Source organism: Bartonella sp. EBT8, from assembly GCF_055796165.1.
This window is the reverse complement of record NZ_JBTTDJ010000001.1, coordinates 366,876-389,399: the sequence shown is the minus strand read 5'-3', so window position 1 is coordinate 389,399 and position 22,524 is coordinate 366,876. Positions and strand designations below refer to the sequence as shown.

General features: G+C 38.4%; 20 protein-coding genes. 10 read left to right on the top strand and 10 right to left on the bottom strand.

Annotation, left to right across the window (positions count from 1 at the left end; translation table 11 throughout):
• Window positions 1–62 precede the first annotated feature (62 nt).
• From aroQ to acnA, 6 genes are all read right to left on the bottom strand, one after another.
• The gene (gene aroQ / locus AC0QT4_RS01725) at window positions 63–527 is read right to left on the bottom strand and encodes a type II 3-dehydroquinate dehydratase (RefSeq protein ID WP_473199978.1); all 465 of its coding nucleotides are present in this window, start codon (window positions 525–527) and stop codon (window positions 63–65) included.
• A 51-nt stretch (window positions 528–578) separates the two neighbouring features.
• A complete protein-coding gene (recF, locus tag AC0QT4_RS01720) occupies window positions 579–1,712 on the bottom strand; it encodes a DNA replication/repair protein RecF (RefSeq protein ID WP_473200033.1) in 1,134 nt (377 codons plus the stop codon).
• Window positions 1,713–1,732: 20 nt separating this feature from the next.
• Window positions 1,733–2,854: a DNA polymerase III subunit beta gene (gene dnaN, locus AC0QT4_RS01715; RefSeq protein WP_473199977.1), complete on the bottom strand. Its 1,122-nt coding sequence runs from the start codon at window positions 2,852–2,854 to the stop codon at window positions 1,733–1,735.
• Between the two features lie 186 nt (window positions 2,855–3,040).
• Complete coding sequence (gene dnaA, locus AC0QT4_RS01710) at window positions 3,041–4,612, bottom strand: chromosomal replication initiator protein DnaA (protein ID WP_473199976.1); 1,572 nt, start codon at window positions 4,610–4,612, stop codon at window positions 3,041–3,043.
• Between the two features lie 704 nt (window positions 4,613–5,316).
• Complete coding sequence (gene rpsT, locus AC0QT4_RS01705) at window positions 5,317–5,583, bottom strand: 30S ribosomal protein S20 (RefSeq protein WP_473199975.1); 267 nt, start codon at window positions 5,581–5,583, stop codon at window positions 5,317–5,319.
• Window positions 5,584–5,810: 227 nt separating this feature from the next.
• A complete protein-coding gene (acnA, locus tag AC0QT4_RS01700) occupies window positions 5,811–8,498 on the bottom strand; it encodes an aconitate hydratase AcnA (protein ID WP_473199974.1) in 2,688 nt (895 codons plus the stop codon).
• A gap of 319 nt (window positions 8,499–8,817) precedes the next feature.
• Between acnA and ccmA the strand changes: the two genes are divergently transcribed.
• From ccmA to AC0QT4_RS01675, 5 genes are read left to right on the top strand one after another with little or no spacing between them, the layout of a single operon-like run.
• On the top strand, window positions 8,818–9,444 hold the full coding sequence (gene ccmA, locus AC0QT4_RS01695; protein ID WP_473199973.1) for a heme ABC exporter ATP-binding protein CcmA: 627 nt from the start codon (window positions 8,818–8,820) through the stop codon (window positions 9,442–9,444).
• Window positions 9,441–10,106, top strand: coding sequence for a heme exporter protein CcmB (gene ccmB, locus AC0QT4_RS01690; protein WP_473199972.1), 666 nt, complete (start codon window positions 9,441–9,443; stop codon window positions 10,104–10,106). The genes ccmA and ccmB overlap by 4 nt, the downstream gene beginning before the upstream one ends.
• A gap of 45 nt (window positions 10,107–10,151) precedes the next feature.
• Window positions 10,152–10,931, top strand: coding sequence for a heme ABC transporter permease (locus AC0QT4_RS01685; RefSeq protein ID WP_473200032.1), 780 nt, complete (start codon window positions 10,152–10,154; stop codon window positions 10,929–10,931).
• Window positions 10,919–11,143 carry a hypothetical protein gene (locus AC0QT4_RS01680; RefSeq protein ID WP_473199971.1) on the top strand — a complete coding sequence of 75 codons (225 nt, stop codon included), beginning with the start codon at window positions 10,919–10,921 and terminating at the stop codon, window positions 11,141–11,143. Before AC0QT4_RS01685 ends, AC0QT4_RS01680 begins: the two co-directional genes overlap by 13 nt.
• A 1-nt stretch (window position 11,144) precedes the next feature.
• Window positions 11,145–11,804 carry a DsbE family thiol:disulfide interchange protein gene (locus tag AC0QT4_RS01675; protein ID WP_473199970.1) on the top strand — a complete coding sequence of 220 codons (660 nt, stop codon included), beginning with the start codon at window positions 11,145–11,147 and terminating at the stop codon, window positions 11,802–11,804.
• Between the two features lie 625 nt (window positions 11,805–12,429).
• Here AC0QT4_RS01675 and AC0QT4_RS01670 read toward each other — a convergent pair.
• Window positions 12,430–12,957, bottom strand: a complete 528-nt coding sequence (locus tag AC0QT4_RS01670) for a GcrA family cell cycle regulator (RefSeq protein ID WP_473199969.1) — start codon at window positions 12,955–12,957, stop codon at window positions 12,430–12,432.
• 415 nt (window positions 12,958–13,372) lie between these two features.
• Here AC0QT4_RS01670 and AC0QT4_RS01665 point away from each other — a divergent pair, with 415 nt between their 5' ends.
• Genes AC0QT4_RS01665 through AC0QT4_RS01655 form a run of 3 tightly spaced genes read left to right on the top strand, consistent with a single transcriptional unit; the run spans window position 13,373 to window position 16,557 of the window.
• A complete protein-coding gene (locus AC0QT4_RS01665; protein WP_473200031.1) occupies window positions 13,373–14,581 on the top strand; it encodes an acetylornithine transaminase in 1,209 nt (402 codons plus the stop codon).
• Window positions 14,582–14,583: 2 nt separating this feature from the next.
• On the top strand, window positions 14,584–15,519 hold the full coding sequence (gene argF / locus AC0QT4_RS01660; protein ID WP_473199968.1) for an ornithine carbamoyltransferase: 936 nt from the start codon (window positions 14,584–14,586) through the stop codon (window positions 15,517–15,519).
• Between the two features lie 36 nt (window positions 15,520–15,555).
• Window positions 15,556–16,557, top strand: coding sequence for an Hsp33 family molecular chaperone (locus AC0QT4_RS01655; protein ID WP_473200030.1), 1,002 nt, complete (start codon window positions 15,556–15,558; stop codon window positions 16,555–16,557).
• A gap of 883 nt (window positions 16,558–17,440) precedes the next feature.
• Here the strand turns inward: AC0QT4_RS01655 and AC0QT4_RS01650 are convergent.
• Together AC0QT4_RS01650 and AC0QT4_RS01645 are read right to left on the bottom strand one after the other, a co-directional pair.
• Window positions 17,441–18,031, bottom strand: coding sequence for a Smr/MutS family protein (locus tag AC0QT4_RS01650; RefSeq protein WP_473199967.1), 591 nt, complete (start codon window positions 18,029–18,031; stop codon window positions 17,441–17,443).
• Window positions 18,032–18,088: 57 nt separating this feature from the next.
• Window positions 18,089–18,781: a Tim44/TimA family putative adaptor protein gene (locus AC0QT4_RS01645; protein ID WP_473199966.1), complete on the bottom strand. Its 693-nt coding sequence runs from the start codon at window positions 18,779–18,781 to the stop codon at window positions 18,089–18,091.
• A 204-nt stretch (window positions 18,782–18,985) separates the two neighbouring features.
• Here AC0QT4_RS01645 and AC0QT4_RS01640 point away from each other — a divergent pair, with 204 nt between their 5' ends.
• Both AC0QT4_RS01640 and secB read left to right on the top strand, forming a co-directional pair.
• The gene (locus AC0QT4_RS01640; protein WP_473199965.1) at window positions 18,986–19,492 is read left to right on the top strand and encodes an FxsA family protein; all 507 of its coding nucleotides are present in this window, start codon (window positions 18,986–18,988) and stop codon (window positions 19,490–19,492) included.
• Between the two features lie 144 nt (window positions 19,493–19,636).
• Entirely contained in the window at window positions 19,637–20,119 is a 483-nt protein-coding gene (gene secB / locus AC0QT4_RS01635) for a protein-export chaperone SecB (protein ID WP_473199964.1), read from the top strand.
• A 53-nt stretch (window positions 20,120–20,172) separates the two neighbouring features.
• On the opposite strand, the gene AC0QT4_RS01630 is transcribed toward secB, so the two are convergent.
• A complete protein-coding gene (locus AC0QT4_RS01630) occupies window positions 20,173–22,470 on the bottom strand; it encodes an NADP-dependent malic enzyme (protein WP_473199963.1) in 2,298 nt (765 codons plus the stop codon).
• Between the last annotated feature and the right edge of the window lie 54 nt (window positions 22,471–22,524).

Here is a 22,524-nt window from a genome sequence, read left to right as displayed (position 1 = left end):
TCAATGATATGCTTACCTATTTAAAAACAATTATCAAGTAAATTCAAATGGCCTCATCAATATTATACAATTTTTGACCCCTTTAAAAAGGATTTAAGTCTCTTAACAATATATTCAAGCGCAAACCAATATCCATCACTCCCACAACCAGCAATGACCGCATCTACAGCCGTAGACGTATAGGAATGCTGGCGAAAAGACTCACGGTGATAAATATTAGACAAATGAACCTCTACTTTGGGACCTGAAAATATTTTTAATGCATCAAGAAGCGCAACAGATGTATGACTATAAGCAGCTGGATTGATGATCAAACCAGCGCTCATCCCAATCGCTGCCTGTATCCATTCTACCAATTGGCCTTCACAGTTACTTTGATGAAAATGAACTATTACACCAGTCCTTATTGCCCATTCTTTGCAAAATTGTTCAATATCCTCTAGAGTTTCAGTTCCGTAAATTTCTGGCTCTCGTCTCCCAAGAAAATTTAAATTAGGACCATTTAAAATCGTTATAATTGTAGACATAATAAGCCTCTTCCGTTCAACCATTACTTTATAAAAAATTCAGCATGTCTTTTAGTTCAATAAAGCTCCATCCTTAATCTCAAAAAACTCTGCTCGTCCTTTTAAGGCATCAAATAAAAGACGGTCTGTTCCTGTCATAAATGTTTGCCCACCTAAATCATCAAGAATATCAAATAAAGCAGCACGGCGATGAAGATCAAGGTGTGCTGCCATTTCATCAAGAAGAAGAATGGGGGCTCTCTCTGAGATCTCGCCTGTTAAACGCGCATGACACAAAACCAAACCTGTTAAAAGGGCTTTTTGCTCTCCTGTTGAACAAGATGTTGCAGCCATATTTTTATCAGCATAAAAAACCTGCAAATCTGTGCGATGTGGCCCTTCCAATGTCCGCCCAGCAGCACGATCTATTGCCCGATTATGCTGTAATCGATTATAAAATTGCTCTTCAACCTCAACCGCGGATATCTTACTAAGAGCTGTTTCTAAGAAACCATCAATTTGCAAAAAAGCACGCGGAAAAGGTATCTGTGATGGTGTTTGTGCAAACATGTCATTTAAAAGACGAACAACATCAATACGCGCCGCAGCAATAGCTGTTGCCAATTCTGCCATTTGTTTTTCTAAAGCAGCAAACCAAGCATAATCTTCATTTCCATCTAAGAACAAACGGTTACGTGCCCGCATAACCCTATCATAATCTGCTATGCGGCGGCTATGTAAAGGATCAATAGCCAAAACCATACGATCCAAAAAACGTCGGCGCTCAAGTGAAGGACCTGTAAAAAGCCCATCCATAGAAGGTGTCAGAATACTAATATGACAATAATCTGTTAAGCAATCACCTGTCTCATTCACACCATTAATATGAACCTTTCGACTGCTCTCACCAACTTCCAAAGATGTCCCGATCTTTACTTCCCCATAAAGAGCACATTCAAGACGTGCAAAAACAACAAATCCTCCACCCCTGCCATCTGCAAAACTAATATCAGAATAAGCGGCACGTCGTAAACCACGACCAGGTGAGAGAAAAGATAAAGCCTCTAAAAGGTTCGTCTTACCAGCACCATTATGGCCGGTAAAAACCACATGCTGACCTGAAAAATGAATATTAAAGGAAGCATAATTGCGATAACGTACAAGCTTTAGCTGCCTCACTGCCACTTTGTGCACATGACCAGCTATGTATTGCAAAATAACTGTCCCTAAACGCGGATCGGCATCAACACGTAAAGTGCATCTGCATTATCATTATCACGAATTAGAGCTGGAGCTACAGCATCGGACAACATAAAAACCATTTCATCATTCGAAAGTTGTCCAGCAATATCCAAAAGATAACGTGAATTAAAACCTATCTCAAGCGGAGCAGATGTATAAGCCGCTGATAACTGGTCTTCCGCACTTCCTGAATCGGGACTATTAACAATAAGCTTCAATTGTCCATGTTCAATCGTTAACTTCACCGCACGCCCACGATCATTTGAAATTGTTGAAACACGATCAACCGCAGAAGAAAAATCCTGCCTATTAACAACCAACTTTTTATCATTTCCAAGAGGAATAACACGTTGATAATCTGGAAAGGTTCCATCAATTAACTTTGATATCAAAATCACAGAACCTACAGAAAAACGAATCTTTGTCTCTGAAAGCTCTACAGACACATCACCATCAATTTCTTCCGAAAGAAGCTTTTGCAATTCTCCCACAGTTTTACGAGGAATAATAACACCCGGCATTCCATCAACACCTGAAGGAGCTTCCATCTCAACTTGCGCCAAACGATGACCATCAGTCGCAACTAAACGCAACTTTAAAACACCATCATCAATAACATGGAAATAAATACCATTAAGATAATAACGGGTTTCTTCAGTAGAAATAGCAAATTGCGTACAATCAAGTAAACGCTTTAACCCTGAAGCCGGTAGAGAAAAATGATAACCAAACTGCCCTGGAAGTGACTCTGGAAAATCTACTTTGGGAAGGCACTGTAGATGAAAATGCGCACACCCTGAAACAACAGACATTGTACGCGCTTGATTCTCATCAACTGATAATATGATTTCACTGCCATCAGGAAGCTTTCGAACTATGTCATACAACAAATGTGCCGGAACAGTTATTGCACCACTCTGTTCAACATTGACTTTAAAAGATTCCGTAATCTCTAAATCAAGATCCGTTGCTTTTAATTGCACACTACCGTTGTCTGCATCAATCAATACATTCGATAGAATAGGAACAGTATTACGACGTTCCACCACACGATGAATACGCCCTAGAGATTTAAGAAATTGACTGCGATCAACTGTAATACGCATAAAATCCCCGTTACAAATTTACAAAAAACCACAAAAACTCTCTAGATTAAAAATAACCTATCCCCTTAAGAATCACCTACCAAATTTTATTCTTCCTCTTTTAAAATAGCAAGTAACTGCTGGATAAGAAAAGACAGTTATTGTTACTAATTCTCTATGAAAGTGCATTTAAAGAGAGGTAAAATATTATACTGCCTGCTCTCCAATCAACCGCTTAAGCAATTCAAGCTCTTTGGCCAATGTTTGGTCACCACAAACCAAATCTTCAATTTTGCGTACGGCATGTAAAACTGTTGTATGATCACGTCCACCAAAACGACGTCCAATTTCTGGTAATGAGCGAGGCGTTAATACTTTGGCTAAATACATTGCAACTTGTCGCGGTTTCACAACTGTACGCGTTCGACGGTTAGATAACAAATCCTGTTTAGAAACATTATAATGACGCGCAACCGTACGTTGAATTTCTTCAATGCGAATGCGTTTAGGTTCGCCAGAACGTGTCAAATGACCTAATAATTCATCAATTCGTTCTAAAGATAAATCAGATTCAAAAGACTGACGAAACAATAACTGATTAAATGCCCCTTCAATATCACGTCCCGATCCTAAAACTGTTCTAGCAATATACTCCAGAATATCATCAGAAATTGAAATCATACCATCATCTTGTTGCGCCACCTTTAACCGCTGATGCAGCATTTTTAAACGCATTTCATAATCTGGTGCTTCAATTTCAAGAGCTACTCCTCCCTGAAGACGAGACCGAACCCGAAGATCTAGCGATTCTAACTCCGCTGGTGGACGATCCGCCGCAACAACAACTTGTTTTGCACTATCAAGCAACATATTAAGCAAATGGCAAAATTCATGCTGTATCGACTTTCCTTGCAAAAATTGCATATCATCAATAATAAGAAGATCAATATCACGAAGCTGCTCTTTAAAAGAAAGAGCATCATTATCACGAATAGCTGTCGCAAAACGCCACATAAAATACTCAGCGGTCAAATAAATAACCCGCGCAGACGTTAAACGCTTCAACGCTGCTGCCGCAATAGCTTGAAGTAAATGTGTTTTTCCCAAACCAACAGATGCATGAATAAAAAGAGGATTAAACCTTAAAGCACTCTTGTGCCCTTCAGCAATCGAACGAGCAGCCGCTAAAGCAACACGATTAGAAGAACCCTCCACAAAACTCTCAAAAGTATAACGAGAATCAAGGGGTGAACCTAAAACACCAGTTTGAAGACTCTTAACTGGATGTTCAGAGCAACTTTCAACAAAAGGTAGCTCCACATGCTCTTCCAAAATAACAGGAGCTGTACTTGTTCTACAAACGACACCTTTTGAAACACGCTTCATACCGCGAACGATAACTTCAACACGAAGAATCGCTGAATTCTCTTGCTTCCATAAATTGGTCAAAAGAGAGCCATAATGATTGGTAATCCATGATCGCAAAAACGCTGTAGGAACAGAAAGCTTTACAAGATTACGGCTATATTCAGCAAGCTTCACACGTCCAAACCAACTTGTATAAGCCTCAATACCAACCTGCACCTTTAATTGCGCCATCACACGCGCAAAAGCCGCTGCTCCCGCCTCTTCTGATATAATAGGATACTCTAAAGAGGCATTTATATCAGCTGCCCCACTCCTATCCGTCATATTACTCTTGATTATTTTCTCTGCCGACAGGATATTCACCGAAACCCTTTTAAAGGAACTAGCTCTAGAGTTCAACTTATCCACCATCTTTCATCCTGATAAAAATAAAAAAATTGTTCTACCAAACAGCTAACATTCAAATTAGCAAAGGCAAAACGCCCTACCCCAATAAGATTACTTACCCTCCCCTAGGATAGCCTCATTACAATCCCACCAACAAAGATGACTAATTAAGATTTACTTGTACTCACAATGCGACCCACTCTTCTAAAATGGCAAATAGACTAATAGAAAACTCAAAAAACATGCCGTCCCCCATGAAAGCCTATATAGCTTAACTCAAAGCATCTTACATTTAGCATAGAACAAGATAACAAGCTGATGTAACCCCTATATGTTTTTAGTCTCCACAAGAACCATACAAAACAGCAGAGGTAGAATGCAAGAGGTCAAAATGAAATCAAAAGGCCCTAAAAAACGCCATAAAGCTGATCATAAAAATAAGAAATGAGAAAAATTATTGATTCAATTCATTTTTTTTCTCTAAATTTACCAATAATTAAAGAATCTTTTCAGATAAAAAAAAAAAAATAAAAATACTTGACAAAAAAGACTCTGTAAAAATCCACAGAGCTTGTGGATAACCATACAAAATCTACGCATTTTCTCTCCTTTTAAGAAGGAGAATCGTTACCGATTTCTCTCCCTAAAAAGGTTGGTTTTTTAAAAAAATAAGCAAAAAAAACCAGCACCCACGCGGATGCTGGTTCTTTTAGTAAGAATGGAAAAGTCTAAACGCTAAGAGCTTTTAAACGTTTTGCCAAACGTGATACTTTTCGTGCAGCAGCATTTTTATGAAAAACCCCTTTGGAAACTGCACGCATAATTTCAGGTTCAAAATTCTTAAACGCTATTTCTGCAGAAGCCCTATCGCCACCAGCTAAAGCATCATCAAACTTACGCATAAAAGTACGAACGCGCGAACGACGGGCCTTATTAACCTGTGTGCGTGCTGCAACTTTGCGCACGGCCTTTCGCGCAGAAGGTGTATTCGCCATAAATATCTCTCTCTTTCAAAGCATCAGATAGGATTAGTCCAAACAAAATCTCTACCAATCTAAATAAAGCTAAGCAATAAAATTATAAAGCAGCTGATAACCGTATGGTTTATAACGCAATCCTCAAGCTAACGTCAATCAAATTTTCAAAGATAAGCATAAAAAGATAAAGCCAAATTTCTGAACACTTCCTTTAAAGGTTTAAAGATCTTCTGAACAAATGTGATTTAAACTGCTAGATTTCGCAAAACATATTGCAAGATTCCACCATGATGCAAATAATCTAACTCATCTTCCGTATCAACACGGCATAATAATGGAACAATTTTTATGGTTCCATCAGAAAAAGTAATGGTAGCTATCGTTTTCTGACGAGGCTTCAAATTGTGAATCTCTTCTATCGTTACCTTCTCATCCCCCTTTAAACCTAAAGATTGCCAGCTTGTACCCGCTTCAAAAACAAAGGGAACAATTCCCATACCAACAAGATTAGAACGATGAATCCGCTCAAAAGACTGAGCAATCACGGCTTTTACACCAAGAAGATTGGTGCCCTTTGCTGCCCAATCACGCGATGACCCATTCCCATATTCAATACCGGCAAAAACAACAAGTGGAATACCTTCCTGCTTATAGGCCATTGCCGCATCATAAATTGCTTGCTCTACCCGCGATGGATAATGAATTGTATACCCTCCTTCACGACCATTTTCTCCCAGCATGAAATTGCGAATGCGAATATTGGCAAAAGTTCCACGCATCATCACTTCATGATTCCCACGACGTGTTCCATATTGGTTAAAATCAGCAACTTTAACACCATGATTCGTCAAATATTTTCCTGCAGGAGAATCAATTTTAATGGAACCAGCCGGAGAAATATGATCTGTCGTGATTTTATCACCAAACAGACCTAAAATTCGCGCCTCCTTAATATCTGACAACATATTAGGAATTTTCTGCATATTCTCAAAATATGGGGGATTACGTACATATGTTGATTGCTCATCCCAAGAATAGGTAGCACCCGTTGGAACCTGAACTTTTTGCCAATATTCATCTCCCTTAAATACATCCGCATATTTTTCGACAAAAATCTTACGTGTGACATTTTCTTCGATAAATTCTTGTATTTCTTTAGAAGTTGGCCAAATGTCTCTCAAGTAGACAGGTTGACCATCTGAACCTATCCCAAGAGGTTCCTTGGTTAAATCTTTACGCACTGTTCCTGCCAAAGCATGTGCAACAACCAATGGTGGCGAAGCTAAATAATTCGCTTGCACATCAGGGGATACACGCCCTTCAAAATTACGATTTCCTGAAAGAACCGCAGCTGCAATTAAACTATTATTATTAATTGTTTTGGAAACAGCTGGGGACAAAGGACCAGAATTCCCAATACATGTTGTGCACCCAAAACCTACTAAGTTAAACCCTAGTATATTTAAATCTTTTTGCAAACCGGAATTGATAAGATAAGCCTCAACAACTTGAGAACCAGGTGCAAGAGAAGTCTTAACCCATGGTTTGCTCTTAAGACCTTTCGCTACAGCATTACGGGCTAGAAGACCTGCAGCAATAAGAACACTTGGATTTGATGTATTCGTGCAAGAAGTAATCGCAGCAATTACGACATCGCCATGACCAAGCGTGTATTCCTCACCCTCAACCCCATAACGGTCATCTTGCCCAACAATTTTTTTATAATCCTCGACCAATGCTCCCTCAAAACCCTGTCCAACATTTTCTAATGCAATACGTCCTTCAGGACGTTTAGGACCGGCCATAGAAGGCACAACACTTTCCATATCGAGTTCAATTGTATCACTAAAAACGGGATTGGCTACTGCTTCATCATGCCACATCCCTTGTGCTTTGGAATAAGCTTCTACTAGAGCAATCCGACTTTCATCACGCCCTGTCATATTGAGATAACGCACCGTTTCTTTGTCAATTGGAAAAAAACCACAAGTTGCGCCATATTCAGGTGCCATATTTGCAATTGTGGCCCGATCAGCAAGTGTCATGTGTTCCAGACCTGGGCCAAAAAATTCAACAAATTTACCAACCACGCCCTTCTTGCGTAGCATTTGTGTTACCATCAACACTAAATCAGTAGCAGTCACACCTTCTTTAAGTTTACCTGTTAAACGGAAACCTATCACTTCAGGTAACAACATAGAAATGGGCTGACCTAACATTGCTGCTTCTGCTTCAATACCCCCAACACCCCAACCCAAAACACCCAAACCATTCACCATAGTTGTATGCGAATCAGTCCCTACACAGGTATCAGGATAAACTGTCTGATGGGCCTCATCATTCTTCATCCACACACATTGCGCTAAATATTCCAGATTAACTTGATGGCAAATCCCCGTTCCTGGAGGAACAACACGAAAATTTTGAAAAGCTTGCTGTCCCCACTTAAGGAAACGATAACGTTCACCATTGCGTTCATATTCACACTCAACATTTTCTTTAAAGGCCATAGGATTGCCAAAATAATCAACGATAATTGAATGGTCGATGACAAGATCAACAGGAATGAGAGGATTGATTTTTTCAGCGCTCCCTCCAAGTTTAACCATGGCATCGCGCATCGCAGAAAGGTCGACAACTGCAGGGACACCTGTGAAATCTTGCATAAGAACACGCGCTGGACGATAGGCAATTTCCGCACCAGCACTCCCTTTGTCGCTTAACCACTTAGCAACATTTAGAATATCTTCCTTTTTGACCGAACGCCCGTCTTCAAAACGTAATAAATTTTCGAGAATGACTTTCATTGAAAACGGCAAATGAGAAACACCATCGAGCCCATTCTTTTCCGCTTCAATCAAACTGTAATAAATATATTGCTTGCCCTCAACATCTAAAATTCTACGGCAATTAAAGCTATCAATTTGAGTCATGACTGTCCACCCTCATACTACAAACCATCCAATTTCCCGGAATGAACAACACAAACTACGAATCAAGGTCGCAGCCTGAGCGCAGACGCAATCACCTCCGCTATCCATTTCCCCCTTTGCCTTTCCACAGGCAAATTCGGAAATCAGCGCCAAAAACTATTCTACACCAGATATTAATGTAACACAGAGCTTATAGAACTATTTCTAGAACTATTCTAGATATAATCGCATAAAAAACGTGTTTTTTGTGCGATAATGCAATTTTTTATCTTATGATGCAATCAATGTTCTAAAAAATAAAAGCAAAGCAAGAAATTACATGGTATTATCAGGTAAAGATTTAGCAGCTCACAGAAACCAAGAAATTCTGTTCGAAAATCTTTCTTTTTGCTTATTCCCCAAGCAACTTATGATAATTACAGGCCCAAACGGAGTTGGAAAATCTACCTTATTGCGAATCATAGTTGGTCTTCTTAAAGCTGCTGAGGGCAACATTATTCTTAAAGAGTATGAACAAACATATCCTGTAGGGACGGCATGTCATTATCTTGGTCCACAAAATGCCATGAAGCCTTCTTTATCCGTCATCGATAATCTAAAATTTTGGTCAGCATTTTATGGACAACATTTGCTTTATCCGCAGGAAGCTCTTGCCGAGATCGGTCTTTCTGATCTTCAACACTTACCCTTCAACGTTTTATCAACTGGGCAAAAAAGGCGTGTAGCCATTGCTCGTCTTTTGCTCTCCCATCGTCCTATTTGGATTTTAGATGAACCAATATCAGGAATTGATAATCATGCTCAAATTCTTGTTGCAAATATTTTTCAGCGTCATCTCAATCAAGGAGGTATGATTATCGCTGCAACCCATCATCCCCTAGGTATTCCAGAAAACCTTAAAATCGCGCTGGAAGAATTCTTACCTCCCCAAGAGAGAAGAAAATGAAAGCATTATTCTGGCATGATCTTAAATTAGCCTTAGCTCCACAAGCCTCTTCGTTAACAGGGCTTTTGTTTTTCATCGCTGTTGTTTTGATAACGCCCTTCGCCATTGGACCAGATCCTAAAGTCCTTGCACAAATAGGACCAGGCATATTATGGTTTGGAGCTCTTCTCGCAGGACTTCTTAATCTGAATAAACTTTTTCAGACTGATCACGATGATGGAACTCTCGACCAATTTATTCTCTCGGAACAAAGACAAAGTTTCACATTGATTATATTTACTAAATGCCTTGCCCATTGGGTAGGAACAATGTTTCCTCTTATTTTTGCTACGCCTATTTTAGCATTCATGCTCCATTTAGACGCTACAATAACTTTTACAACAATACTTACCCTCTTATGCGGAACACCAGCCATTATTTTTATCGGCGCTATAGGAGCAGCCCTTGCAACGTCATTGCTACATAGTACTCTTCTCATTTTTATCATCATCTTACCGTGGATTATTCCAATTATGATTTTCGGTGTTTCAGCTGCTATAGCGCCAATAAACCCAAATGTTTCTTTTCTCACTTCTTTGGCTCTTCTTATCGCTTTTTCACTTCTTTTGAGTCTTTTTAGCTGTTTTATTACAACCATAACGTTCAAGCTTTTATCAGAATAGTAAAAGGAATTGCCGCACAGTAAAACTGTGCCTATTATAAACCTCATGAATGAAACATCTCACATCTATAAAACGAGGACGCTTCCTACAAGTTTAACTCGTTTTATGAAAATAAGCAGAGCCATTTTACCTTGGTTAACTGGTATAATATTCTGTCTTCTTATCTTAGGGCTTATTCTGATTATGCATTCTCCTGATGACTATCAGCAAGGTATCACCGTCAAGATTATGTATATCCATGTGCCATTTGCGTGGCTCTCTACAGTTTGTTATATAATAATAAGTATTGCTGCTTTAGAAAGCTTGATTTGGAAACATCATCTTGCTGATGTAACGCTTAAATGTGGTGCGCCAATTGGAGCAATTTTTACAGCTTTGGCTCTGATGACAGGTGCGCTTTGGGGACGCCCGACATGGGGAACGTGGTGGGTATGGGATGCACGACTCACATCGGTTTTAATTCTGCTTTTTATCTACCTTGCCATTATCATGCTGGCTCGCGCTTTTGATAACCAAACAAAAGCTACACGCGCTACAGCAATTCTCACCCTCGTTGGACTCGTGAATATCCCCATTATCAAATTTTCCGTTAACTGGTGGAATACACTCCATCAATCAGCATCCCTTCTACGTTCAGGAGGACCAACAATCGAGCATGCTATGTTATGGCCCCTCATAACAATGATATTTTGTTTCAGCTTGATGTTTATTTTACTCTATTTGATGGCTATGCGAAACGAAATCAATCGTCGTCATATCCAAATACTCCAGTTTAAAAAAGCCCGTCATGCACAACATAAGGACTCTTCATCATGCTCAACCTAAACAATATTCATAATGGACTTTTAGGGAGTCTCTCTCAAAAAATTGACGGGTTTCTTGGTACCCTTCACCATGAGCAAATTGTGGTTCTAAGCTATATGCTTTCTGCAATCTTTCTTTTATGTTTTATTGGATACATTCTCTACAAAGGTAACGATCAAAAAAAAATCTTAAAACAGTTGAACCAAAAAGAGTTATTTCGAAAAGAAAAATAGAATGAAAAACATCTCTCAAAAACCTAAAAATAGTGGATCTTTATTCGTTTTATTTGGTCTCTTTGGACCATTTGTGTTTGTTCTTCTTTTCATTATGCTTTTTTTTTACTTTATGAGCAGTAAACATCCCAATGATACTTCTCTTCTCCCCAACACATTATCTGCAAAACCCGCCCCCAAAACCAGTCTTCCCCTTCTTGATAAGGAAAATCATCTTCTTAATTTAGAACAATTTAAAGGACACGTAACATTGGTCAATTTTTGGGGATCTTGGTGCTTATCTTGTCGTGAAGAGCATGCACTCCTCATGAAGCTTGCACAAGATCAACGTTTTGATATTATTGGCATTAATTATAAGGATAGCAAAGAGAATGCACAACGCTTTCTGAGAAATTTTGGTAATCCTTTTAAAGCCATTGGCTTTGATGCCTCAGGGCATATAGCCATTAACTGGGGCGTATATGGACCACCAGAGACCTTTCTTTTGAATAAGGAAGGCACTATTATTGCCAAACATATTGGTCCTTTAACATGGCAAATTTATCAGAAAAAAATCCTGCCAGAAATTGAAAAAGCGATAATGACAGAAGAGCTCTCTAACAACAATACATTGCTTCATAAAAAAATTCGTTTTCTTTCTCCTCTTGAGGAGAGAAAATAGTTAAATTTCCTTGCTTCAACTCCTCCTATAATGAAGCCTCCAAAGCTTACTTGCATACCACAAAGAAGATAAATGTATGATAAAAATTATTTGAAAAAAATAATATATTTCTTATGCACTCTTTTAGTACAAAAGAAGGCATAACATTGGAAGCTGAGAAAGAATATAAAAGTACTGTGATTGCCCCCTTCACAAGCTTAAAAATCATAGTACTTAATGTAATTTCGCACGACACATAAATGATCGAATTGAAAGGGAAAAACGATATTTTTTAACATAAGTATGAAAATGAATAAGTGAGTTGTCGTTCTTTGTAAAAGGTGAAATTTTATTCAAGAACATGAAAAACAAAAACATGAGATTTTTACTAATCCCTCTTATTAAAAAATATCGCTGTTGATACCTTTAAAATCGCAAAGCTGAATTCAACAAGATGATAAAGATGGAAATGACTAATACATAATTACACAATGAGGTGTAAAAATGAAACTTGAATCCCCCTGAGGAAAGCGTTTCCCTCTTGATTAAAATCCTCACCTGTGCAATTTTCTCTTCTAGAATATTATAGATTGAAACAACAACTGAATGAGAAAGCATAAATATAATATTCGTTACATTGCCAATATTATACTCTTATCCGTCGTCTTTCAGAGATTGGCTGAAATGCTATCTTGGCATGAAAAGCACAATAAGGACCATTTTCACCAGAATCCGCACCACAAAAATGGAAATCTGATGATAAAGGATCTCCAACTGGCCATCTACATGTATTTTCACTCAATTGTAAAAGATTAAGCTGGCGTGATATAGGCACAACGACATTTGATTGTGAGGGTACCTCCGTTTCTATTACAGCTTCCGCTACACGTTCCACCTTTAAATCTGTTACGCCAACACTGCTAGAGGCAGTATTTTTTGGCAATCCAGCTGATGGAGTACGACGCATACGCGGAGATGATGGATCAGTAGGTGCCTTTTGTGCACGGGCCCCGCCTGGTGCTGTCTTACCGCGTCCTGGTAACTTTAATCGGTGTACTTTACCGATCACTGCATTCCTGCTAACCCCACCTAACTGAGCTGCAATCTGACTTGCACTTAACCCTTCACTCCAAAACTTCTTAAGAAGTTCAACACGTTCATATGTCCAACCCATATCAGCACTCCATTCTGATCACTTCATTGAGATGCATCTCGTTGCATCTTCAAATGCTTAAATAAAAAATCTTATACTCCAACACGAGCATAAAAAAATTTACTCAACCTATGGAACTTACAAACTGAAACACAACCTTACTTCTGATTTAAACTACAATAGGCACTAACTCTCTGACAAGTACCTTTCCCTCTTGAAGAGTTTATTTAGAATGTTTTCCCCAACTTGCAAATAAAGAGAGAAAAAACCTCATATTTACTTAAGATTTTTCCCTAATAAATGCTTCTTACAAAATTTTATTTTTTTTGCCAAAATGAAACTCTGATTGCACCGTATCTAAAACGACAACACTGCTTTATTTGCGTCGTTGTTTTGTTTATTATATGGCAAAATGTAGAACATAAAGGAAATAATGATGGGCGATAGCGTTATACAGTCACTTTATACATGCTTTGCTCGACGTAATTTGCATTTCAAAAAAGGTGAGGGTGTATGGCTTATTTCCGATAAAGGTGAGCGTTATCTCGATTTGGCATCTGGCATCGCTGTTAATGCATTAGGATATGCACATCCAAAATTGGTTGAGACCCTCAAAAAACAGGCTGAAAAACTTTGGCATATTTCCAATCTTTTTCAATCACCTGAACAAGAGGCTCTTGCTAAACGACTTTGTGCAAACAGTTTTGCTGATAAGGTTTTTTTCTGTAATTCTGGTGCTGAAGCACTTGAATGCGCCTTCAAAACTGCTCGTCACGCACATTATACCTCTGGCCATCCAACACGCATTGAAATTATTACTTTTGAAGGAGCATTTCATGGGCGCACACTTGCAACGCTTGCCGCTACTGGGCACGAAAAATATCTTGAAGGCTTTGGACCAAAAGCTGGTGGATTTATTCAAATTCCTTTTTGTGATGAAAATGCTTTGCGGAACGCTATCAATAAGAATACCGCTGCTATCCTGATTGAACCTATTCAAGGCGAAGGTGGAATACGAACAGTCTCTCACGAAACTTTAAAGTTTTTGCGCAAAATCTGTGATGATAATAATCTGTTACTCATTCTGGATGAAGTTCAAACAGGGATTGGACGAACAGGAAAACTTTTTGCTTATGAATGGAGTGATATTACACCTGATATTCTTACTCTCGCAAAAGGACTTGGTGGTGGATTTCCGTTGGGAGCTTGTCTTGCAACAGATCAAGCTGCAAAAAGTATGACACCAGGAACCCATGGCTCAACTTTTGGCGGAAATCTTCTTGGGATGGCTGTAGGAAACAGTGTTCTTGATATCATATTAGAACCAGATTTTCTTCCCCATGTTCAGCAAATGGGCAATAAGCTAAAAAGTGGACTTTCAAACATTCTCAATATCTATCCTGATATTATCTGCGCAATTCAAGGTGTTGGCCTTATGCTAGGTATCCAATGTGTTGTTCCTGCAAATGTTGTCGTCACTGCTTTAGAAAAGCAATATGTTCTAGGTGTTGCTGCTAACAACAATGTAGTGCGTTTATTACCTCCCCTTATTATAAAAGAAGAAGAAGTAGACGAAAGCCTATATCGTATTGAAAAAGCAATTGCTTCTCTTTCACAAACAAATAAAAAAAGGCAAGTACCATAAACATGACAAATGCTCTTCGCCATTTCACCGATTTATCGGTTTTACCCCCTCAGACAGCACGTACTCTTATCGATTATGCGAAAAGTCTTAAAGCATCCTTTAAAGCAGGGAAAGGTGCAAAACCTTTTATTGGTAAAACATTAGCAATGATTTTTGAAAAACCGTCCACACGAACTCGTCTTTCATTCGATATTAGCATGCGCCAACTGGGTGGTGATACAATCATGCTAACCGGTTCAGAGATGCAGCTTGGTCAGAGTGAAACTATCGCTGACACAGCACGTGTTTTATCGCGTTTTGTGGATATCGTTACCTTACGAACAACACGCCATGACCGAATGCTCGAATTGGCACAATACGCACAAATTCCTGTTATCAATGCTCTTACCGATGATACACACCCTTGCCAAATTCTTGCAGATATACTGACTTATGAAGAACACCGTGGGCCTGTTGCGAACAAAATATTTGCGTGGATGGGAGATGGTAACAATGTGCTTCATTCCTTGATCGAAGCCACTGCTCTTTTTGATTTTCATCTACGGATTGCTACTCCCAAAGGCAATGAACCACAAGAAAAATTTGTCAACTGGGCACGTGAACGAGGGGCGCATATTACACTGACCAACGATCCTCAAAAAGCAGCTAAAGATGCTGACTGTATTATGACTGATACATGGGTTTCCATGGGACAAGAATTTCGTGCTCGCAGTCATTCTATTTTTCAGCCTTATCAAGTTAACGACGCTTTAATGAAACGAGCTAAACCTGACGCCCTTTTCATGCATTGCCTTCCTGCTCATCGTGGCGAAGAAGTTGTCGATGCTGTAATAGATGGAGCGCATTCCGTTGTTTTTGATGAAGCTGAAAATCGCCTTCATGCCCAAAAAGCAATTCTTTTTTGGTGCTTACAAGAACCATTTTTCTCTCCACAATAGCCTACCAAAACAAATCATATAAAAGGCAAAGATATGATGCATGAACAATCCACAGAGACATTCTCTCTCAATAATATCCATTCAAGTGAAGATGATACTGTTCTTCCCTTTCAAGTCGAAGAACTTGATATTCGTGGGCGTGCTGTACAAATTGGAGAAACTTTAAATTCTATTCTCACAAGACACCAATATCCCGAACCGGTTTCTTATCTTCTCGCAGAAGCTTTAGTTTTGACCGTTCTGCTTGGAACCTCCCTAAAACTTATGGGAAAATTTATTTTACAGACCCATTCCGATGGACCGGTTAATATGGTGGTGTGTGATTTCTCTCCTCCGTCCAGTCTCCGCGGTTATGCGCGTTTTGATAAAGAAAAGTTAAAACAAGCAATAGCCAATGAGCAAATATCTTCAGAAACACTTTTGGGAAAAGGGACTTTAGCTTTCACTATCTACCAAGGCACCCATACGCAACCTTATCAGGGAATAGTGGCATTAGATGGAACAAATTTACAAGAAGCTTCCCATACCTATTTTAATCAGTCAGAACAAATTCCCACCGATATACGTTTAGCAGTCGCTATACTAATCAACCGAGATCAACAAGGAAAACCACAGAAAAACTGGAGAGCAGGAGGAATTTTGACTCAACTCTTGCCCAAAGCATCGTCTCATCATCAAATATATGAACCAAATAAAAATCCAGAAGAAACGAAAACCCGCACACAACTTGAAAATCAATGGCAAGAAGCCAAAGCATTGACAGCAACCATTGAAAGTGCAGAATTGACAGATCCCCAAGTTGGCAGTAAACGGCTGTTGTTTCGTCTTTTCCATGAACAAGGTGTTAGAGTTTTTAATCCCTTTTCTCTCATCGATCAATGCTCTTGTTCGCGTGAAAAGATTAAAGAAATACTGGAAGGTTTTCCTCTTGAGGAACGTAATGAAATGGTTAAAAATGAATATATTTCAGTTACATGTGAGTTTTGCTCAACAACTTATCGTTTTAAACCACAAGAATTTTCTGAAAATAAAACATAACAAATATTCTTCACAAAGAGGAACATATTGGCTACAGCTAAAATCAATTTAATGACGCATCTGGAACATAAAAAGAACTAACATCAATCTTTAGAATATATGGTGTATCTTGTTCCCTTAGAATTAATAGTTCTTTCATTCATTGCTTACATAATCACGCTCCTTATTCAAATTAACACACACGCCATGTACTTTTTATTTTATAAAAAAGATCCTTCTTGTTGATATGTTTCTTGCTCTCTGAAAAAACCTCTCCTTTACTCGTAACATATCAACAAGAAGGATCTTTTAACACAATCAAGTTTTTGAAGCCTTTTATAAGCGCATCAAGTTCTTGATTTTAAATATAAATAATCTTTATAAATTGAATGAGATTCATGAATAAAGTTATATTTTTTATTCGAGTTCTCTTAATTTAAGAATCAAAAAATGTCGTTGTAAGAAAAGCAATTATCATGAATAATAAAATGGGGATTTTATGGATTATCCTCATACAAAAACAAAAACCCTATGGGGATAGCGTATAATAACAGTCTTAGTCTGTGTCATACACCAATCCAAACCTATTATACTAATCTCAATAATCAAGAACAAAGTCAGTCAATAAACATCTCATTGCTTAAGAAAAATTTGAACATCTTAAAAATTATGGAATGTTTTGGATATTCTTTAGACAGATCACTTCATTCAACAAATATTTTTTTGGATAACGATCATCAACTTATAAAAAATAGTTTCAGCAGAATCACGATTTGTAAAGGTTAGACGTAATGGTACGGACCTCACAATAAAATTTTACACTCATACCTTTTCCCAAAAATATAGCTTGTAAAATACTATAACTGATAAAATCAATATTGACTTGAAAAAAATCTGAACAACATCATAGCTCTTTGCTTGGCACAAAACGGCGTAACCAAACATAAAGCGCACCTCCACCACCATGTTGATGAGCTGCACGCTCAAATGCATGAACATAATATCGAAAAGCTGATGTTGATAACCAATGAGGAACAAATTTATACAAAGCACCATCACTTCCGGCTGATCGACCTTTCCCTGTAATCACAAGCACATAACGCAATCCACGTTGCTGAGATGATTGTAGAAATTCTTTTAAGAAAAAATACGCTTCTTCCTGTATACAACCATGAAGATCAAGACGAGCTTCAAGTGGATAATGGCCTTTTGCAATTTTACGATGAATAGCATGATCGAAGAAATGGACCTTATGTGCTTTGGCAATCGCCATCTTTTCTCTTTTAACCACTGTTGGTTTCTGCTGTTTTCCCTGAGATAATGAAAGGATTGATGGTCCATGCTGTTTTTTATGATCGATATTTGTAATATTTTTTTCGATAGAAAAATGGAGTTTATCATGAAGAGGAACTATTGTACGACAAACACTCTCCCATAGAAGACGATCTTTTGAAGTTAATAAATCCTTCTTCTCTCTCCATGCATTCGTGGGCATTTCAATCTTCAATCTCTTCTAAAGCTTCTTTCTACGACCTTATGAACCAAAGAGATTTTAATTTTCATCTTCTGTTGCAAAAAGTTTCCAATTTGGATCTGACGATAGGCTATTGCGAACAAAAGTCCAAATATCCCTAATTTCTACAATCGCATCAGGATCACCATCTATACGCTCTCCCTGCTCATTATAGGTTACAGAAATCATTTCGCTAATAATTCGTACAGTTAAAAATTGTTCCTTTTCTTGCATTTCTGCTGCGACAAACTCAATTTTATTAATTCCAACAAAAGTAAACTCGACTTTTTCATTGTTTTTTTCGCGTTGCTCAATAGCAGCACTAAAGCTCTCAAAAACATTCTGAGAAAGTAATTTCTTAAGCTGATCACAATCCCCTTTAGCAAAAGCTGTTACAATCATTTCATAAGCAACTTGAGCACCTTTTATAAAAAATTGAGGAGAAAACTGAGGATCGCTCTGACGAAGTGCGCGTAAACCTTTATTCAGTGCACTTCCCTCTGGTGAAATCGCATCAATTTCATTAAAATCGCTCTTTTGTGAATTATCCTGATGAGGGAACGAAACAACATGGTCTGTCGTTTCTGATTCAATCTGTTTTTTAGAATGACGTGAATAGGGGTCGAAGGGAGGCTTTTCAAAACCAATCCGTTTTCCTAATACATTACGTAGTTGTACAAAAACGACAACCATAATAACAAGAGCTATGACAAGTATAACGTCAAATTCCATGGGCGCTGTTAATCTCCAAATCTAAGATGATCTGTAATAAACATTGCAGTCAATATCATTTATAAATAAAGATGTAAAATAAGGAATCTACTATTTAAATATTTTTATAGCCTCTCATGCATTTTCATAGCCTTTATTCCTTCGTGTTTATACAAAAATAGCTCTGTCGTTTTCTATCACAAAACTTGGGAAGGAAATTTTTGTGTGATAAAGTCTTACTCTTTAAACCCTCGCTTTTTTATCGTTCTCTTCCTCAGCGCTCTCTTGATTGAAATCGCCGGCTTTATCGTTGTTGGAAAAGAAATTGGAATTTTAGCAACTTTAAGTTTGGTTGTTCTCACAACAATAGCAGGAATTATTTTGTTGAGAATTCAAGGATTTAGCCTTTTAAAAAACATACAACGTGAATTTATCCAAGGGCAAACATTAAAAAATTATATGGTTGATGATGTTTTCATCATTCTTGGCGCAATTTTACTTATTCTGCCAGGTTTTGTAAGTGATCTTTTGGGAATATTACTGCTTATTAAACCAGTCCGTTCTGTTGTTTGGCGTTTTTTATCATCCCTTAGCAAAAAAATGAATTCCCATCCTAAGCACAAGACCAACGCTCAAAATACATCTGAAAAAATAATTGATCTTAACGAAGAAGACTATCAAGTCCATAATTCCACAGATTCTCCATGGCGTAAAGGTGATGATAATCATTAAAATACCCAAAAAATCTACAAGCGACCTAAAAAACAATCAAGACAAGACAGAGGGTTCCTTGCAACCTTTTGCGAAGCGTGTTAACCAGCTTGATCTTTAGATCCAAAACAGAAATATACACAATAATGATGAGAGGTTGCTAATATGGCCGAAAGTGAAATAAACAATAACGGTGGAGAGCCCGTTTTTGCTGTATTAACTCAATATTTAAAAGATTTATCATTCGAAAATCCAAGTGCTCCTCGCTCACTGCGTCTACGTGAAAAGGCACCACAAATCGATATCAACATTAATGTTAACGCCAACCCGATTGGTGATGATAATTATGATGTCATCTTAACCCTCTCTGTCAAAGCGAATGATGACACTGAAACATTGTTTCATGTAGAACTCATTTACGGTGGCGTTTTCCATATTGAAAATATTCCACAAGAACATGTGATGCCTCTCGTTTTTATTGAATGTCCTCGTCTTTTATTTCCATTTGCTCGGCAAATTATCTCTGACGCCACGCAAAATGGTGGTTTTCCGCCTTTATGGATTGACCCAATTGATTTTGCTGCTCTGTTCCAAAAACGACTTGCTGAAGAACAAAAAGACAATCAAAGTGAGAGACACCCCTCTTAAAGGATTATTTTTTATTTTCAAAAAGGCCCTGAAATATCAGAGGCCTTTCTTTTTTACAATTTTTTCGCATGATAAGCGGCTAGCATTGCAATATTAACAACATCGGTATCGCTTCCACTAAACGGTACAATTTGGACAGACTTTTCTAATCCAATCAAAATAGGACCAATAATTGTTGCTTCACCAAGCTCTTGTAACATTTTGCTCGCAATAGAAGATGCATGGTATCCTGGCATCACTAAAATATTAGCAGGGTCTTTTAATCCCATAAAAGGATATTGCTGCATCAATTTCGAATTAAGTGCCACATCAGCACTCATTTCTCCATCAAATTCAAAGCTAACTTTGCGTTCATGTAAAATATGAACGGCATCTTGAATATGTTGTGTAATCTGTCCTTTCATATAACCAAAAGTAGAAAATGCTACAAACGCTACCCGTGGTTGATATCCTAATCCACAAACAAAAGAGGCTGTTTGTTCTGCTATATCAGCAAGTTCTTCAGCGTTGGGGTTTTCATAAATAGCTGTATCGGCAATAAAAACAGTGCGCCCACGACAAATAGCCATGGAGATACCAATCAAACGTTCTTTTTGTTTCTCACCAATCACACGACGTATATCAATCAATGCTGTTTCATAATTGCGTGTCACTCCTGTAACCATCGCATCAGCATCACCTAATGCTATCATGCAAGCAGCGAAATAATTGCGATCATTATTGATACGACGGTGACAATCACGCAACAGCCAGCCTTGACGTTGCATTTTTTTATAAAGATAATTTGCATAAGCATCGGTGCGACAAGAGAGCTTGGCATTCGTAACAGAAATACCTTCACGTTCAAGATCAATCCCAGCAATAGCAGCCGTTTCCTTCACTTGTTCTTCACGACCAATTAGAATCGCCTGTCCTAGTTTTTGGTGAACGTAGGAAACAGCAGCCCGCATTACTTGCTCTTCTTCACCCTCTGCAAAGACAATTTGTTTTGGCGCTTGACGAACATGATTGTAAACGCCACGCATAATGGAGGAAATGGGATCACGTCTCGCATTTAAATCACGTTCATAAGCTTCTAAGTCATCAATATGCTTTTGTGCAACACCACTTTCCATTGCCGCTTTTGCAACCGCCATTGAAACAACGGTAAACAAACGCGGATCAAAGGGAACAGGAATGATATAATCCGGACCAAATTTTAAGCGCTTTCCATGATAAGCTTCCGCAACACTGTCAGGTACATCCTCATGAGCCAAACGAGCAAGAGCCTTTGCCGCAGCAATTTTCATATCCTCATTGATGACCGTTGCACGCACATCAAGCGCACCACGAAAGATATAAGGAAAACAAAGGACATTGTTAATCTGATTTGGATAATCGGAACGGCCTGTTGCTACAATGGCATCATCACGCACTTGCATAACCTCTTCCGGTGTAATTTCCGGATCTGGGTTGGCCATAGCAAAAATAATTGGTTGAGGTGCCATAGACTTTACCATTTCAGGAGTAATTGCCCCTTTAGCAGAAACTCCGAAAAACATATCAGCGCCTTCCATTGCTTCAGCAAGAGTGCGTTTATCCGTTCGCACCGCATGCGCAGATTTCCACTGATTCATCCCCTCCGTGCGTCCTTCATAGACAACACCCTTCGTATCACATAATATGATATTTTCAGAACGAAACCCCATTGCCTTAATCAATTCAATGCAAGCAATTCCGGCAGAACCAGCGCCATTACAAACTAACCGCGTATTTTGCATATCGCGCCCCGTTAAATACAATGCATTAATGACACCAGCAGCGACAATGATTGCCGTACCGTGTTGATCATCATGAAAAACAGGAATATTCATGATCTCACGTAAGCGACTTTCAATTATAAAACATTCGGGCGCTTTAATATCTTCAAGATTGATGCCACCAAAAGAAGGTTCCAAATGACGCACCAGATTGATAAAACTTTCCGTATCGTTTGTATCAATTTCCAGATCGATTGAATCAATATCCGCAAAGCGCTTAAAAAGGACTGCTTTGCCTTCCATCACCGGCTTAGATGCAAGTGCCCCTAAATTGCCCAAACCTAAGATCGCTGTTCCATTGGATATAACAGCAACAAGATTGCCCTTTGCTGTATAGTCATAAGCCAATGCTGGATTTTCAGCAATCGCTTTAACGGGAACAGCAACACCTGGTGAATAAGCAAGTGCTAAATCATGCTGTGTTGCCATAGACTTTGTTGCAACAATTTCAAGCTTTCCAGGCCGACCACGACTATGAAAATCAAGGGCTTCCCTCTCACTAGCACTGTAAATCGTTTGAGGTATTTTCTGATCCTGATCACTTTTTTTCATTTCATTTAGCTTTCCAAAAACAGTGTAAATTCTGCTCTATAATGTGCGTAATTA

Coding starts and splice junctions, on each gene's coding strand:
- AC0QT4_RS01650 (WP_473199967.1), bottom strand. CDS start 18,031: ATGCCCACGAATGCATGGAGAGAGAAGAAGGATTTATTAACTTCAAAA.
- aroQ (WP_473199978.1), bottom strand. CDS start 527: ATGTCTACAATTATAACGATTTTAAATGGTCCTAATTTAAATTTTCTT.
- dnaA (WP_473199976.1), bottom strand. CDS start 4,612: ATGGTGGATAAGTTGAACTCTAGAGCTAGTTCCTTTAAAAGGGTTTCG.
- secB (WP_473199964.1), top strand. CDS start 19,637: ATGGCCGAAAGTGAAATAAACAATAACGGTGGAGAGCCCGTTTTTGCT.
- AC0QT4_RS01675 (WP_473199970.1), top strand. CDS start 11,145: ATGAAAAACATCTCTCAAAAACCTAAAAATAGTGGATCTTTATTCGTT.
- ccmA (WP_473199973.1), top strand. CDS start 8,818: ATGGTATTATCAGGTAAAGATTTAGCAGCTCACAGAAACCAAGAAATT.
- AC0QT4_RS01645 (WP_473199966.1), bottom strand. CDS start 18,781: ATGGAATTTGACGTTATACTTGTCATAGCTCTTGTTATTATGGTTGTC.
- AC0QT4_RS01630 (WP_473199963.1), bottom strand. CDS start 22,470: ATGAAAAAAAGTGATCAGGATCAGAAAATACCTCAAACGATTTACAGT.
- rpsT (WP_473199975.1), bottom strand. CDS start 5,583: ATGGCGAATACACCTTCTGCGCGAAAGGCCGTGCGCAAAGTTGCAGCA.
- argF (WP_473199968.1), top strand. CDS start 14,584: ATGACAAATGCTCTTCGCCATTTCACCGATTTATCGGTTTTACCCCCT.
- dnaN (WP_473199977.1), bottom strand. CDS start 2,854: ATGCGTATTACAGTTGATCGCAGTCAATTTCTTAAATCTCTAGGGCGT.
- AC0QT4_RS01685 (WP_473200032.1), top strand. CDS start 10,152: ATGAATGAAACATCTCACATCTATAAAACGAGGACGCTTCCTACAAGT.
- AC0QT4_RS01680 (WP_473199971.1), top strand. CDS start 10,919: ATGCTCAACCTAAACAATATTCATAATGGACTTTTAGGGAGTCTCTCT.
- ccmB (WP_473199972.1), top strand. CDS start 9,441: ATGAAAGCATTATTCTGGCATGATCTTAAATTAGCCTTAGCTCCACAA.
- AC0QT4_RS01670 (WP_473199969.1), bottom strand. CDS start 12,957: ATGGGTTGGACATATGAACGTGTTGAACTTCTTAAGAAGTTTTGGAGT.
- acnA (WP_473199974.1), bottom strand. CDS start 8,498: ATGACTCAAATTGATAGCTTTAATTGCCGTAGAATTTTAGATGTTGAG.
- AC0QT4_RS01665 (WP_473200031.1), top strand. CDS start 13,373: ATGGGCGATAGCGTTATACAGTCACTTTATACATGCTTTGCTCGACGT.
- AC0QT4_RS01655 (WP_473200030.1), top strand. CDS start 15,556: ATGCATGAACAATCCACAGAGACATTCTCTCTCAATAATATCCATTCA.